The 14662-nt window shown below is 74.8% G+C and carries 12 protein-coding genes; 3 read left to right on the plus strand and 9 right to left on the minus strand.

The window, feature by feature from the left end:
- Positions 1–107: 107 nt before the first annotated feature.
- Positions 108–1544, minus strand: coding sequence for a type I glutamate--ammonia ligase (gene glnA / locus LY71_RS17485; RefSeq protein WP_106279965.1), 1437 nt, complete (start codon positions 1542–1544; stop codon positions 108–110).
- A gap of 208 nt (positions 1545–1752) precedes the next feature.
- On the opposite strand from glnA, the gene LY71_RS17490 reads away from it, so the two are divergent.
- Together LY71_RS17490 and LY71_RS17495 are read left to right on the plus strand one after the other, a co-directional pair.
- The gene (locus tag LY71_RS17490; RefSeq protein WP_106280019.1) at positions 1753–2175 is read left to right on the plus strand and encodes an RDD family protein; all 423 of its coding nucleotides are present in this window, start codon (positions 1753–1755) and stop codon (positions 2173–2175) included.
- Between the two features lie 57 nt (positions 2176–2232).
- Positions 2233–2724 (plus strand): GNAT family N-acetyltransferase, encoded by a 492-nt coding sequence (locus tag LY71_RS17495; protein WP_211297400.1) that lies wholly within the window; start codon positions 2233–2235, stop codon positions 2722–2724.
- A 67-nt stretch (positions 2725–2791) separates the two neighbouring features.
- On the opposite strand, the gene LY71_RS17500 is transcribed toward LY71_RS17495, so the two are convergent.
- The 4 genes from LY71_RS17500 to LY71_RS17515 form a co-directional block, all read right to left on the minus strand.
- The gene (locus LY71_RS17500; protein WP_106279969.1) at positions 2792–3658 is read right to left on the minus strand and encodes a DUF4191 domain-containing protein; all 867 of its coding nucleotides are present in this window, start codon (positions 3656–3658) and stop codon (positions 2792–2794) included.
- A gap of 51 nt (positions 3659–3709) precedes the next feature.
- Complete coding sequence (gene lipA / locus LY71_RS17505) at positions 3710–4678, minus strand: lipoyl synthase (RefSeq protein ID WP_106280021.1); 969 nt, start codon at positions 4676–4678, stop codon at positions 3710–3712.
- Between the two features lie 84 nt (positions 4679–4762).
- Positions 4763–5872 (minus strand): hypothetical protein, encoded by a 1110-nt coding sequence (locus LY71_RS17510; protein WP_146146173.1) that lies wholly within the window; start codon positions 5870–5872, stop codon positions 4763–4765.
- Positions 5873–5957: 85 nt separating this feature from the next.
- Positions 5958–8240 (minus strand): putative bifunctional diguanylate cyclase/phosphodiesterase, encoded by a 2283-nt coding sequence (locus LY71_RS17515; RefSeq protein WP_106279973.1) that lies wholly within the window; start codon positions 8238–8240, stop codon positions 5958–5960.
- Between the two features lie 252 nt (positions 8241–8492).
- On the opposite strand from LY71_RS17515, the gene leuS reads away from it, so the two are divergent.
- Positions 8493–11396 (plus strand): leucine--tRNA ligase, encoded by a 2904-nt coding sequence (gene leuS, locus LY71_RS17520; protein ID WP_106279975.1) that lies wholly within the window; start codon positions 8493–8495, stop codon positions 11394–11396.
- A gap of 34 nt (positions 11397–11430) precedes the next feature.
- On the opposite strand, the gene LY71_RS17525 is transcribed toward leuS, so the two are convergent.
- The 4 genes from LY71_RS17525 to LY71_RS17540 form a co-directional block, all read right to left on the minus strand.
- Positions 11431–11814, minus strand: coding sequence for a PPOX class F420-dependent oxidoreductase (locus LY71_RS17525; RefSeq protein ID WP_211297401.1), 384 nt, complete (start codon positions 11812–11814; stop codon positions 11431–11433).
- Between the two features lie 2 nt (positions 11815–11816).
- Complete coding sequence (lipB, locus tag LY71_RS17530) at positions 11817–12476, minus strand: lipoyl(octanoyl) transferase LipB (RefSeq protein WP_106280025.1); 660 nt, start codon at positions 12474–12476, stop codon at positions 11817–11819.
- 100 nt (positions 12477–12576) lie between these two features.
- Positions 12577–13311: a Type 1 glutamine amidotransferase-like domain-containing protein gene (locus tag LY71_RS17535; protein WP_106279977.1), complete on the minus strand. Its 735-nt coding sequence runs from the start codon at positions 13309–13311 to the stop codon at positions 12577–12579.
- Positions 13311–14558: an NAD(P)/FAD-dependent oxidoreductase gene (locus LY71_RS17540; RefSeq protein ID WP_106279979.1), complete on the minus strand. Its 1248-nt coding sequence runs from the start codon at positions 14556–14558 to the stop codon at positions 13311–13313. The genes LY71_RS17535 and LY71_RS17540 overlap by 1 nt, the downstream gene beginning before the upstream one ends.
- Positions 14559–14662: the final 104 nt, after the last annotated feature.

Genomic DNA, 14662 nt, shown 5'->3' on the forward strand with positions numbered 1-14662 from the left:
CGACGAGTCCGCACGGGCCGCCGTTGCTGCTGCGCTGGCGGCCCGTGAGGACTCGTCGGGGACTGCCGGCGCCTCTCAGGGATGCCCTGTTCAGCGCCTCGGGGAACTCAGATGTCGTAGTACATCGCGAACTCGTGCGGGTGCGGCCGGAGGCGGATCGGGTCGATCTCGTTCTCCCGCTTGTACTCGATCCACGTCTCGATCAGGTCGGGGGTGAACACCCCGCCGTCGATCAGGTAGTCGTGGTCGACCTCGAGCCGGTCGAGGACGGCGTCCAGCGAGGCCGGCACCTTCTCGATGCCCAGGGCCTCCTCGGGCGGCAGCTCGTAGAGGTCCTTGTCCACCGGCGCCGGCGGCTCGATCTTGTTCTTGATGCCGTCGAGGCCGGCCATCAGCATCGCCGAGAAGGCGAGGTAGGGGTTGGCCGACGGGTCGGGCACGCGGAACTCGATGCGCTTGGCCTTGGGGCTGTCGCCGGAGATCGGGATGCGGCAGCAGGCCGAGCGGTTGCGGGCCGAGTACACGAGGTTGATCGGCGCCTCGTAGCCGGGCACCAGGCGGTGGTAGCTGTTCACCGTCGGGTTGGTGAAGGCCAGCAGCGACGGGGCGTGGGCCAGCAGGCCGCCGATGTAGTGGCGGGCGGTGTCGGACAGGCCCGCGTAGCCGGTCTCGGCGTGGAAGAGCGGCTCGCCGTCCCGCCAGAGGCTCTGGTGGCAGTGCATGCCCGAGCCGTTGTCGCCGAACAGCGGCTTGGGCATGAAGGTGGCGGTCTTGCCGTGCGCCCAGGCGGTGTTCTTGATGACGTACTTGAACAGCATGAGGCTGTCGGCCGACCGCAGCAGCGTGTCGAACTTGTAGTTGATCTCGGCCTGGCCGCCGGTGCCCACCTCGTGGTGACCACGCTCGAGCTCGAGGCCGACGCCGATGAGGTTCTTCATCATGTCGGCGCGCAGGTCGCTCTGCTGGTCGTAGGGCTCGACCGGGAAGTAGCCGCCCTTCATCCGCGCCTTGTAGCCGCGGTTGGGGCCGACGCCGTTCTCGCCGGTCGGGGAACCGGAGTTCCAGGAGCCCTCGACCGAGTCGATGTGGTAGAAGGCCTCGTTGATGCCGGTGTCGTACCGGATCGAGTCGAAGACGTAGAACTCCGCCTCGGGGCCGAAGTAGGCGGTGTCGGCGATGCCGCTGCTGGCCAGGTAGGCCTCGGCCTTCTTCGCCACGTTGCGCGGGTCGCGGCTGTAGGCCTCCCGCGTGATCGGGTCGTGGATGAAGAAGTTGACGTTGAGCGTCTTGTGCTTGCGGAACGGGTCCACGAACGCGCTGTTCGCGTCGGGCAGCAGCAGCATGTCGGACTCGTTGATGGCCTGGAAGCCGCGGATCGACGAGCCGTCGAAGCCGAGGCCGTCGGAGAACGTGTCCTCGCCGAACGTCGACGCGGGGATCGTGAAGTGCTGCATGACGCCGGGCAGGTCGCAGAAGCGGACGTCGACGAACTCGACGTCGTTGTCGCGGATGTAGGCGGCGACCTCGTCGGGACTGGTGAACATCGATCCTCCGGGAGTGGGCGGACAGCCGTCGGCCAAGCTACGAGCGGGGGGTTGCCCCGCGGTGTCCCGTCTGTTTCGGGGCGGTAACAACGGCCCCGGCGTGTCGGCGTCGGCCGTGGTGACGTGCTGGAACGGCCTCCTGCAGGGCCCCGCCGCGAGCCTGCGAGTGGTGGGGGGGCAGGAGGGTCCTTCTCCTACGCTGGTGGACATGGTCGGGGACGTGCAGCCACCCTCCCAGGGCCGCCGCCGCGGCGCGTCCCTGGGGCTCCCGTCCGACGGGCCCGGCTCGCTGGCCTCCTTCGGCACCCGCGTGCTCGCCTTCCTCGTCGACGCGGTCCTGTCGGCGGTCGTCGCGGGCCTGTTCACCGCGCCGGACCTGCCGGGCAACTGGAGCCTGCTGTCCTTCGCCGTCGTCTACGTCGTGTCCCTCGTCGCCGTCGGGCAGACGCCGGGCATGCGGCTGCTCGGCCTGCGGCTGGCGCACGACCGGCCCGCGGCGCGGCTGGCGCCGTGGCGGGCCGTCGTGCGCACCGGGCTGCTCATGCTGCTGGTCCCGGCGCTGGTGGTCGACGCCGACGGCCGCGGGCTGCACGACCGCCTCACCGACACCGCCGTCGTCCGCGAGCGCTGAAGGACCACCGTGCCCCCCACCGCTCGCAGGCTCGCGGCGGGACCCCGCACGATGGTCGTGAGGCGGGAGCGGCCGGTCGACCACCGCGCCGTCGGCGACCTGCACCGGGCGGCCTTCCCGACCCCGGTGGAGGCCCGGCTGGTCGGGGAGCTCCGCGAGGACGCCGGCTTCCTCCCGCACCTGTCCCTGGTGGCCGTGGACGGCGACGACGTCGTCGGGCACGTGCTGGCGACCCGCGGGTGGATCGAGCCGCTCGGCGCGCCCGCGCTCGGGCTGGGGCCGCTCGGCGTCCGGCCCGAGGCCCAGCGCCGCGGGACGGGCACGGTGCTGGTGCACGCGCTGCTCGCCGTCGCCGAGGCGGCGGGGGAGCGCCTCGTCGCGCTGCTCGGGTCGCCCGCCTACTACGGGCGCTTCGGCTTCCGGACGGCGACCGACCTCGGCCTCGCCCCGCCCGACCCGGCGTGGGGCGCGCACTTCCAGGCCCGCCGCCTCGACGGCCCCGAGCAGCGCGGCACCTTCCGCTACGCGGCGCCCTTCGACCGGCTGTAGCCCGGCACGGGAGGCTCTCCCCACGTGCGGCGGTGCCCGGACGTGGGGAGAGCCTCCTGTGCCTCTCTCAGCGGCGGCGGACCTGCCGGGCGCTGACCGACATCTGCCGGCCGCCGGGCAGCGGGCCGCCGGGGACGGGCATCTTCGGTCCGCCGAGCGCGGACATCCGCCGGCCGAGGCTGTTGACCTCGGCGGCCGAGAGGTTGCGCGGCAGCTTCATGACGTGGGTGGAGAGCTTGCGCAGGGGCACCTGCCCCTCCTCGTCGCCCACCAGGACGTCGTAGATGGGGGTGTCGCCGACGACGCGAGCGATCTTCTTCTTCTCCTGGGCGATCAGGCCGCGGACCCGCGCGGGCGAGCCCTCGCCGACCAGGATGATCCCGGGGCGGCCGAGCACGTGGTGCACGCTGTCGAGCTGGGTGGTGCCCGCGACGCCCGCGGTGACCCGCCAGTCGCCGCGCATGCCCTCCAGCACCCAGGCGGCCGCACCCGGCTGGCCCTCCACCTGGCGATAAGCGGACCCCTGCGCGCGGCGGCCGAAGACGATCATCGCGGCCATGACGCCCAGGACGATCGCCAGCGGCAGGAGCAGGAACGGCGCACCGAAGAGGATCGCCAGCAGCTCCACGACGCCGGCCACCACCACGAAGGCGATGAGCATCAGCCAGGGCAGCCTGGGGTCGTTCTTCCGCGTCAGCGAGTAGGCCTGCTTGATCATGCGGACCTGGTTGCCGACCTTCTTCAGGCGGCCGACCTTGGGCTGGCCGTCCGCGCCGGCCTTGCCCTTGCCGCTCGTGCCCTTGTCGGTCCGCCCCTTCGCGGAGGCGGCCGTGGCCCCGGCGGCAGCGCCCGAGGACCGGCCGCGCCCCGCGGCGGGGCCGCGCCCCGCCTTGCCGGCGGGGGCGGGGGAGTCTGTGGGCTTGCTGCGTGCCATGTCCCCAGGATAGGGGCGCGCGCGAGCGGGTCCGGTCGGCGCGGCGGGAGATCAGCCCCGAGGAGCGAGACCGCGGGCCTCGACGGCCTGCTGGTAGAGCCGCCCGGCCCGGTAGGAGCTGCGCACCAGCGGCCCGGCGAGCACGCCCGGGAAGCCGATCTCCTCGGCCTGCTGCTGGAAGCCGACGAACTCGTCGGGCTTCACCCAGCGGACGACGGGGTGGTGCCGCGGCGAGGGCCGCAGGTACTGGGTGATGGTGAGCAGGTCGCACCCGGCCTCGTGCAGGGCGCGCATCGTCTCCACGACCTCGTGCGGCTCCTCACCCATGCCGAGGATGAGGTTGGACTTGGTCACCAGCCCGGCCTCCCGCGCGGCGGTGATCACCGCGAGCGAGCGCTCGAAGCGGAAGCCCGGCCGGATCCGCTTGAAGATCCGCGGCACGGTCTCGACGTTGTGCGCCAGCACCTCCGGCCGCGAGGAGAACACCTCGGCAAGCTGGGCGGGGTCGGCGTTGAAGTCGGGGATGAGCAGCTCCACGCCGCAGCCGGGGACGGCGGCGTGGATCTGCCGCACGGTCTCGGCGTAGAGCCAGGCCCCGCCGTCGGGCAGGTCGTCGCGGGCGACCCCCGTGACGGTGGCGTAGCGCAGCTGCATCGCGGCCACGCTCTCGGCCACGCGGCGGGGCTCGTCGGCGTCGAAGTCGGCCGGCTTGCCGGTGTCGATCTGGCAGAAGTCGCAGCGCCGGGTGCACTGGTCGCCACCGATGAGGAAGGTGGCCTCCCGGTCCTCCCAGCACTCGTAGATGTTGGGGCAGCCGGCCTCTTCGCAGACGGTGTGCAGGCCCTCCCGGCGCACCAGCGACTTGAGCTCGGTGTACTCCGGGCCGGTCCTGAGCCGGGTCTTGATCCAGTCGGGCTTGCGCTCGATGGGGACCTGGCTGTTGCGGACCTCCAGGCGCAGCAGCTTGCGTCCGGCGGGCTCGACCTTCGCGGGGGGAGTGGGGACCGCCGTCTCGCTCATGACCTGCACGGTACCCCCGGACGCACACCGCCCCCGCGGCCTCGAGGGGCAGCGGGGGCGGTGTGGGAGAGCTCTCGGCGCGGCTCAGGCCTGGCCGGCTCCGGGCGGGCCGGCGGTCGGGCCCGCGTCCTGGGCGCCGCCCCCGCTGGTGTACGGCTCGGGAGCGGTCTCGGTCGGGTCGGTGGCGCCGCTGTTGGCGTCGCCGCCGACGTTCTGCGCGTCGCGGATGCCCATGTCGGACTCGTTGGGCGCGGAGTCACCGGCCTCCCACTGGGCGCTGGAGACGGTCTTGCCGGCGTTGTCGTTGCTCGGGGAACTGGGCACGGGGTCCTCTCGGTAGCTGGGCACGGGCCCGTCCCCGGCGGGGGCCGGCGTCCACGGGTCCGCCTTCTTCCGGCGCAGCAGCACGAAGGCCACCGTCCCGGCGACGAGGGCGGCGACGACCCACGGCCAGCGGCGCGGCGCGGGGGCCAGCCCGGTCCTCCGCCTCGTCCGCGCGGCCGTCCGCGCCGCCTTCCTCCTGGTGTCCCTACCCGTCCTCGCGGACTTCGTGCGCAGGTCGGCCGTCGCCTTCGTGGTGGCAGCGACGAGGTCGGCGCGGCGGTGCTCGAGCTCGCCGAGGGCGGACTCGACACCGGCGGCCAGGGTGCCGCGGGCGTTCTCCAGTGCGGGCCCGACCGCGGCGCGGGCGGCCACGACGCGCGGGGCGACCTCGGTGGTGAGGGCCCTGCGGGTGGCCGCCGAGGCGTTCTCCACGTGCGGGACCAGGTCGGCGGCGGCCCGGGCGGCGGCGGCACCCGCCGCGGTGAGCGCGGAGGTGACGGCGGGTCCGGCGGCGACGCGAGCGGCCTCCAGGCGCGGGGTCAGGGCCTCGACGGCGGCGTCGACCCGTTCGCGGGCCATCTCCAGCACCGGGCCGGCCGCGTCGCGGGCGGTCTCCACCCGCGGCGAGAGCGCCTCCCGGGCGGAGGCGACCGCCGGGGCAGCGACGGCGACGGCGGCGGCGACCTTGGGGACGACGACCTCGCGGGCGGCGTCGAGCGCGGGACCGGCCGCGTCACGGGCCGCCTCGACGCGCGGGACGAGCTGCTCGGCGGCAGCCCACGACGCCTCGGTCACGGCGGCGCCCAGGTGGCTGAAGCCCTCCTGGAGCTCGGCCCCGATGACCTGGCCGCGGGTTTGACTACGGGACACGGGATGGACCTCCGGGTTGATCGACTCCGGCCATCCTGCCCGGTCCTGCCGGCGGGCACACCCCCGGGGAGCGCGCCCGCGGCGGTCACCCGCGGCGGCCGGACCCGGCCGTGCGCGTACCGGCCAGCCAGCCCACGAAGTCGGCGACGGGCATCGGCCGGGCGATGGCGTAGCCCTGTGCGACGTCGCAGCCGAGGTCGGCCAGGCGCCGTCCGGTGGCGAGGTCCTCCACACCCTCGGCGACCAGGCTCAGCCCCAGGTCGTGCGCCAGCGCGGCGGTGTGCCGCACGATCGCCGCGGCCCGCTCGTCGCGGTCGACGTCGGCGGTGAGGCTGCGGTCGAGCTTGAGCTCGTCGGCGGGTAGGTGCCGGAGGTAGGCCAGCGAGCTGTAACCGGTGCCGTAGTCGTCGATGGACGTGCGCACGCCGAGCCGGCGCAGCTCGCCGAGCACCCGGCGGCCGCGCTCGGGGTCGACCATGAGGGTGTCCTCGACCAGCTCCAGGGTCAGCGCCTGCGGCGGCAGCCCCCGGCGGTCGAGGGCGGCGGCCACCTTGGCCGGCAGGTCGAGGTCGGCGACGTTGGCCGCCGACAGGTTGACCGAGACCGGCACCCGGTGCTCGGCCCACCACAGCGCGACCGCGTCCAGCGACCGGTCGAGCACCGCGTCGGTGAGCGGGCGCAGCAGCCCGGCCTGCTCGGCGGCGGGCAGCACGAACGCGGGGCTGAGCAGCCCGCGCGTGGGGTGCTGCCAGCGCAGCAGGGCCTCCACGCCGACCGGACGGCCGTCGTCCATCGCGACCTGCGGCTGCAGGTGCACGATCAGCTCGTCCTCGACCAGCGCGGTGCGCAGCTCCTCCATGGTGCGCAGCCGGTCACCGGAGTCGCTGCCGGGGTCGGGCACGTACACCTGGACGCCGGTGCGGCCGGACTTCGCCGCGTACATCGCCACGTCGGCGCAGCGCAGCAGCTCCTGGACGTCGTCGGCGGGCACCGGGGCGGTGGACACGCCGATGCTGACGCCGACGTGCAGCCGGATGCCGCCGACCGGGAACGGCTGGCGCAGCAGTCCCTCGACGACGGCGGCCCGCTCGGCCGCCGTCTCGAGGTCCGTGCCGGGCAGGAGGACGGCGAACTCGTCGCCGCCCAGGCGGGCCAGCACCTCGCCGGGCCGCAGCGCGGAGGCCAGCCGCGGCCCGACCTGGCGCAGCAGCTCGTCGCCGGCGCCGTGGCCGAGGCTGTCGTTGACCTCCTTGAAGCCGTCGAGGTCGAGCAGCAGCAGGGCCGCGGGCCGGGTGGTGGTGGCCGCGGCGACGACCTGGCGCGCGGTCTCCAGCAGCGCGCGCCGGTTCGGCAGGCCGGTCAGCTCGTCGGTGCGGGCCTCCAGCTTGACCTCGCGGATGGTGCGGACCTCGCGGAAGGTGACCGCCGTCCGGGCCAGCGCGGCCAGGACGCACCCGATCGCGGCCCACGCCGCCCACGGGGACATGCGGTCGCCCCAGCCCAGGCCGAGCACGAAGAGGCTGGCCAGGTTGCACACCAGCGGCACGGCCAGCACCCGCCAGCCGACCTGGGTGTCGGCCTCGCGCGCCGGGGGAGCCACCTGGTCGCTGCGGTGCGCCGCCACCGCCATGAGCACCATGCCGGCGAGCCAGGTCAGGTCGAGCGGGCCACCCTCGACGTAGTCCCCGGCGGTGGCCAGGTCGAGGTAGACGATGTCACCGACCAGGTTGGCCACGATGCCGGCACCGAGCAGCAGCAGCGCGGGGTCGCGGCGCACACCCAGGATGGCCGAGACGGCGGCGAGGACGGCGAGCAGCACGACGTCGGCGACCGGGTAGGCGAGGTTCGTGACGACGGCGGCGAGGCTGCCCTCGGTCAGGCGCAGGGCCGGCTCCAGCAGCACCGCGACGGCCACGGCCGTGGCACCGAGGGCACCGATCCCGCCGTCGAGCCACATGCTGGCGTGGAAGCGCTGCACCCGGCTGCGGATCAGCGCGATGAGCGCCACGTAGACCGGTGCGAAGTACGACAGGTAGAGGACGTCGGCCACCGACGGGAAGGGCTCGACCGCCATCCGGGCGACGACCAGGGTGTAGACGAGGTTGCCCGCCGTGTTGAGCACCAGGGCGAGGGCCAGGCTCGTCCAGGCCAGGCGCTCGGCGCGGTTGCGGCGGGCGGCCAGGACGCACACGACGGCGGCCAGGAGGCAGACCAGGTTGTAGAGGACCAGGTCGTAGGCCACGGCCCAGGCCTCGCCGTCCGGGCGCGGCCCGACCCCGGTGGCGAACAGCGCCAGGACGAGACCGGTCAGGCCCAGCGTCCGGCGGGAGCCGCGGCGGTCGGGTCCTCTCTCCGCGTTCGGTGCCACACGATCGGTCTCGGCAGGGCCTGGCGGGGACTACAGCCCGGTGCGCCGCCCGTTCACCCTGCCGGGTGGGGTGCGCGGCCGCTCGGATCCGCGCGCGACCCCCGTGCCCGGCGGAGTAGGCTCGCGCGCGTGAACGGGCAGCTGCTCCTTCGCCGGCCGTGCTGATCTGACCGACGCAGACAGCACGGCGACCCCTCCTGCGCGAGGGGTTTTTTTCTGCCCGCCGCACGACCGCCGAGGAGAACCGCGACCATGAGCCAGACGGTCAGCCAGCCCGCCACCGACCCGGCCGGCGAGGGCGTCCCGCCGCACCGCTACACGCCGGCGCTCGCCCAGCGGATCGAGCTGGAGTGGCAGGACCGCTGGGAGCGGGAGGGCACCTTCCACACGCCCAACCCGACCGGGCGGCTGTCGGCGGGCTTCGAGCGGGTCGCCGACCGGCCCAAGGCCTTCCTGATGGACATGTTCCCGTACCCCTCGGGCGCCGGGCTGCACGTCGGGCACCCGCTGGGCTACCTGGGCACCGACGTGACCAGCCGGTTCCTGCGGATGGACGGCCGCAACGTGCTGCACCCGATGGGCTACGACGCCTTCGGCCTGCCCGCCGAGCAGTACGCCGTCCAGACCGGGCAGCACCCGCGGATCACCACCGAGGCCAACATCGCCGCGATCCGCGCGCAGCTGCGCCGGCTGGGCGTCGACCACGACGAGCGCCGCACCTTCGCCACCATCGACCCGGGTTACTACCGGTGGACGCAGTGGATCTTCCTGAAGATCTTCGGCTCCTGGTTCGACGAGGAGGCCGGCCGCGCCCGGCCGGTGGAGGAGCTGGTCGCCGAGCTGGACGCCGGCACGCGCGAGCCCGCGCCGGGCACCAACCCGACGGGGCGGCCGTGGGCGGAGCTGCCCGACGTCGACAAGCGCAAGGTCGTCGACGCGCACCGGCTGGCCTACCTGCACGAGGCCCCGGTCAACTGGTGCCCGGGCCTGGGCACGGTGCTGTCCAACGAGGAGGTCACCCCCGACGGCCGGTCCGAGCGGGGCAACTTCCCGGTGTTCCGGCGCCCGCTGACCCAGTGGATGATGCGGATCACCGCCTACGCCGAGCGCCTGCTGGCCGACCTGGACCGGCTGGACTGGTCGGACTCGGTCAAGCAGATGCAGCGCAACTGGATCGGTCGCTCGACCGGCGCCCGGATCCGGTTCGCCTGCGACGGCGAGACGATCGAGGTCTTCACCACCCGGCCGGACACCCTGTTCGGCGCCACCTACATGGTGCTGGCGCCGGAGCACCCGCTGGTGGAGACGCTGACCGCCGCGGCCTGGCCCGACGGCACCGACCCGCGGTGGACCGGTGGGGCGGCCACCCCCGCCGAGGCGGTGCGCGCGTACCAGCGGCAGGCCTCCCGCCGCTCGGAGCTGGACCGGCAGAACGAGGCGCGCGAGAAGACCGGCGTGTGGCTGGGCGTCACCGCCGTCAACCCGGTCACCGGCCGCGAGCTGCCGGTGTTCATCGCCGACTACGTGCTGACCGGCTACGGCACCGGCGCGATCATGGCGGTGCCCGGCGAGGACACCCGCGACTGGGAGTTCGCCGAGGCGTTCGGGCTGCCCGTGGTCCGCACGGTGCAGCCGCCGGAGGACTTCGAGGGCGGCGCCTACACCGGCAGCGGCCCGATGGTGAACTCGTCGAACGAGCGGGTGTCGCTGGACGGGCTGACCGACAAGGCGGCGGCGATCGCGCGGATGACCGAGTGGCTGGTGGCCTCCGGGCACGGCGAGGCGACGACCACCTACAAGCTGCGCGACTGGCTGTTCAGCCGGCAGCGCTACTGGGGCGAGCCGTTCCCGGTCGTCTACGCCGTCGACGGGGACGACGCCGGCCTGCCGCGGGCGGTGCCGGAGTCGCTGCTGCCGGTGCTGCTGCCCGAGGTCGACGACTACTCGCCGAAGACCTTCGCCGACGACGACGCGGAGTCCGCGCCGGAGCCGCCGCTGTCGCGGGTCGACGAGTGGACGACGGTGGAGCTGGACCTGGGCGACGGTCTGCGGACCTACCGCCGCGAGACCAACACGATGCCCAACTGGGCGGGCTCGTGCTGGTACTACCTGCGCTACCTGGACCCGACCGACGACGACCAGATGGTCGACCCGGAGCTGGAGCGCTACTGGCTGGGCCCGCGCACGCCGGGCGACGTCGGCGGCGTCGACCTGTACGTGGGCGGCATGGAGCACGCCGTGCTGCACCTGCTGTACGCCCGCTTCTGGCACAAGGTGCTGCACGACCTGGGCTACGTGTCCAGCGAGGAGCCGTTCCGGCGGCTGGTCAACCAGGGCTACATCTCCGCCTACGCCTACACCGACGAGCGCGGCTTCTACGTGCCGGCCGCCGACGTGGTCGAGGAGGACGGGCGGTTCCTCTACGAGGGCAAGCCGGTCAACCGGGAGTACGGCAAGATCGGCAAGAGCCTGAAGAACATGGTGACGCCCGACGAGATGATCGGCGCGTACGGCGCCGACACCTTCCGGGTGTACGAGATGTCGACCGGGCCGCTGGAGCAGTCGCGGCCGTGGGACACCAAGGCCGTCGTCGGCTCGCAGCGCCTGCTGCAGCGGATCTGGCGGGTGGTCGTCGACGAGCAGACCGGCGCGGTCCGGGCCGACGACGGCACGCCCTCGGACGACGTGCTGCGGGCGCTGCACCGGGCGATCGCCGGCGTCCGGGACGGCATGGCCACGCTGCGGTTCAACGTGGCCATCGCCCGCATCGCCGAGCTGACCAACGCGCTGACCGCGGCCTACGGCGCCGACCGGCCGGTGCCGCGCTCGGTGGCCGAGCCGCTGGTGCTGCTGGTGTCGCCGCTGGCCCCGCACCTGGGGGAGGAGCTGTGGGCGCGGCTGGGCCACGACTCCTCGGTCGCCTGGGCCGGGTTCCCGGTGGCCGACGAGCGGTGGCTGGTCGAGGACACCGTGGAGGTCGCCGTCCAGGTCAACGGCAAGGTGCGGGCGCAGGTGAGCGTGCCGGCCGACGCCGACGCCGCGGCGCTGGAGGAGGCGGCGCGGGCCGACGAGCGGGTCGCCGGGCAGCTGGCGGGGAAGACGGTGCGCCGGGTGGTCGCCGTCCCGGGGCGGCTGGTCAACTTCGTCGTCGCCTGAGGGAGGACCCCGTCCGTCCCGCCTGGGCTCCTGCTCAGGCGGGGCGGATGCGGATCAGCTCGTGCCGTTCGGCGCCCGGCCGGGTGAGCCGGGACCACAGCCGCGAGCCCGCGTGGCCGAGCCGGAAGCGCAGGCCGTAGGCCCGTCGCAGGGCGGCGAGGGCCTGCGGCCACTCGGCCCGGTCGACGAAGCCGGCGGTCGCCTCCACCGCGGGGCCGCGCACCCGGCCACGGATGTCGCACGGGGCGACGGTGACCCGGCTGGTGTGCCGCAGCCGTTTGACCTTGCCGGAGTCGGCGCGGGTCCAGACGACGAGGCTCTCGCCGTCGGGGGCGGCCCACACCGGCGTGGCCACCGGCTGCCCCGTGCGGCGGAACGTGGTCAGGCTGACGTAGGTGCTCCGCGGCAGCCCGGCCACGGTCAGGCGGCCGGGGCGAGCGTGAGGACGCGTCGCACGGCGTCCTCCACCGCGTCGACCACCTCGGCGACGGGTACGTCCCGGCCCAGCTCGGCGCTCAGCGAGGTGACCCCGGCGTCGACGATGCCGCAGGGCACGATCGCGCCGAAGGCCGCCAGGTCGGGGTCGCAGTTGAGCGCGAAGCCGTGCATGGTGACCCCGCGGGCGACCCGGACGCCGATCGCGGCGATCTTGCGCTCGGGACGGAACCGGCTGTCGGGGCCCGGCGCGTCGGCGGCCACCCACACGCCGCTGCGGCCCTCGACCCGCTGCGTCGGCACGCCCAGGCCGGCGCAGACCGCCATCAACGCGTCCTCCAGCCGGCGGACGTGCGCGACGACGTCGACCGGGTCGGGCAGCGCGACGATCGGGTAGCCGACCAGCTGCCCGGGCCCGTGCCAGGTGATCTTCCCGCCGCGGTCGACGTCGATGACCGCGGTGCCGTCGAGCGGCCGCTCGTGCGGCTCGGTGCGCCGGCCGGCGGTGTAGACCGACGGGTGCTCGAGCAGGAACAGGGTGTCGGGGCCCTCGCCGGCCACGCGCGCGGCGTGGACCTCGCGCTGGCGCTCCCACGCCTGCTCGTAGGGGACGGTGCCGGCCCGCACGACCCGCAGCTCGCTCACGCCATCCTCCTCGGTCGCGCCCGCCGTCTCGGCGGCCGGCGCGCTGCTCTCCCGCCGGCGGACCTCGCCCACGCGGCTCGTCCCCAGCCTATGCCCGCGCTCAGCGCAGCCGGCGCGGCTCGATCCGGGTCTCCACCGCGGTGCCGTCGGGTCCGCGCTCGACCCGGTAGGCCGCCCTGCCCGGCCGGTCGGCGACCGCCTCGACCAGCGTGGTGCCGCGGTAGACCAGCCCGACGCCGTCGTCGGTGGCGTGCCCGGCCGGGAGGGTGCCGTCGGCGACCAGCCGCTGGTAGAGCGGGCGGCGCTGCTCCTCGGAGTCGTAGTGCACGCCGTTGGACGTCGGGATCAGGCCGAGGCCGTTGGTGACCGGCCGCAGGTCGGGCCCGTAGGAGTCGGTGGTCCCCCCGACGTGCCAGCACAGCGATCCCGCCGACACCCCGCCCAGCACGACGCCGGCCCGCCAGCACTCGGCCAGCACCTCGTCCAGGCCGTGCACCCGCCAGACCGCCAGCAGGTTGGCCACGCTGCCGCCGCCGACCCAGACGACGTCCTGCGCCAGCAGGTGCGCCCGCAGGTCGGGCACGGTCGGCATCGGGAACAGGCTGAGGTGGCTGACCCGCACCGCGCTGCCGGCGAAGGCCCCGTACACCCCGGCCACCCGGACCGGGTCGTCGCCGGTCGCGGTGCCGAGGTAGCAGAGCCGGGGCTGCTCGGGCGCCCCGGCCAGCTCGAGGGCGAGGTCGAAGACCGGCCCGGGCGCCCAGTCGTAGGGGCCGCGGCCGCGGGAGTCGAAGCCCATGCTGGTGGCGAGGATCGTCGGTGTGGTCGCGGGCATCAGGCGGCTCCTGGCGGGGTGCCCGGCCGCAGCGACCGCAGCACGGCCGCGGCGGTGCGCCGGCCGCTGGCCATGGCCCCCTGGATCGACGGGGTGTCGCGGTGGTCACCGCACACGAACAGGCCGCCGCCGAGGTCGACCGGGCGGCGCAGCTGCAGCGGGGGGAGCGCGGCCGGTTGGGCGCCGGTCACCGTGACGGTGGTCAGGTGCTCGAGGTCGGCGACCGCGACGCCGTGCAGCCGCGCCACCTCCTCCCGCACGTCGGCCTCCCGGGTCGGGGCGAGCGAGTTGCTCGCCACCAGCGCCCGGCCGTCGGGGCCGTAGGCGGGCTGGGCGTCGGTGAGCACCACGCTGTTGACCAGCTGCCCGCCCGGGGTGCCGAGGACGATGAGCGGATCGGGCCACGGGCTGGCCGGCAGCACGTGGTAGTGGGTGGTCACCTGTCGCGGGGCGCTGGCCTGCACGGCGGGCACCAGCTCGGCCGCGGTGGCCGGGTCGGTGGCCACGACGACGGCGTCGGCCCGCACGCGCCCGGCGTCGCTGGTGACCGCCGTCCCCGACACCTCACCGACCCGGACGCCGTGGTGCAGCCGCTCCGCGCCCACCCGCCCGGCCAGCTGCGCCCCGATGGCCTGGATGCCGCGGGCCGGCAGGCCCGTGGCGCCGCGGGCGAAGCTGCGCCACAGCAGGTCGAGGTAGCGGCTGGAGGTCTCCAGCCGGTCCTCGAGCAGCACGCCGGCGAGGAAGGGGCCGAAGAACCGCTCCCGGGCCGCGGCCCCGACGCGGGCCCGTGCCAGGCGCTCGTCGGCGCTGGTCTCGGAGGTGGCCAGCAGCCGCGACACCGGCGTGTACGCCGCCCGCGCCGAGAACGCGGCGACGGCCACCTTGCGGGGCAGCGGGCCCAGCGGCGAGCGCAGCGTGTCCAGCGCCGCAGTGGGGCGGCGGCGCGGGTCGACGACCCGGTGGGCGCGCCCGCCGTCCCACACCACCGCGCCCGGCGTGAACCAGCCGAAGTCGAGGGCGGGCAGGTCGAGATCGGCCGCGCGGGGGTAGCCGGTGTTGAACACCTGGAAGCCGCGGTCGACGACGAACCCGTCGACGCGCTCGGTGGCCAGCCGGCCGCCTGCGTGCGCGGCTGCCTCCAGCACGTGCACGTCCCGGCCGGCGTCGACCAGCCGGGTGGCCACCGACAACCCGGCGAGACCGGCGCCGACGACGACGACCTCGGCGCGGGTGGGCAGGGGCATGCCCCGAACCTAGACGAGTAAGTCCGAAGTCCGGTCAATGGTCGTAGGCGATCAGGGATCGGGTGATCGGCTGGCCGGTGGCCCGGTTGTGCCAGATCGCGGCG

This window comes from Geodermatophilus tzadiensis (assembly GCF_003002915.1).
GTDB classification, from domain to species: domain Bacteria; phylum Actinomycetota; class Actinomycetes; order Mycobacteriales; family Geodermatophilaceae; genus Geodermatophilus; species Geodermatophilus tzadiensis.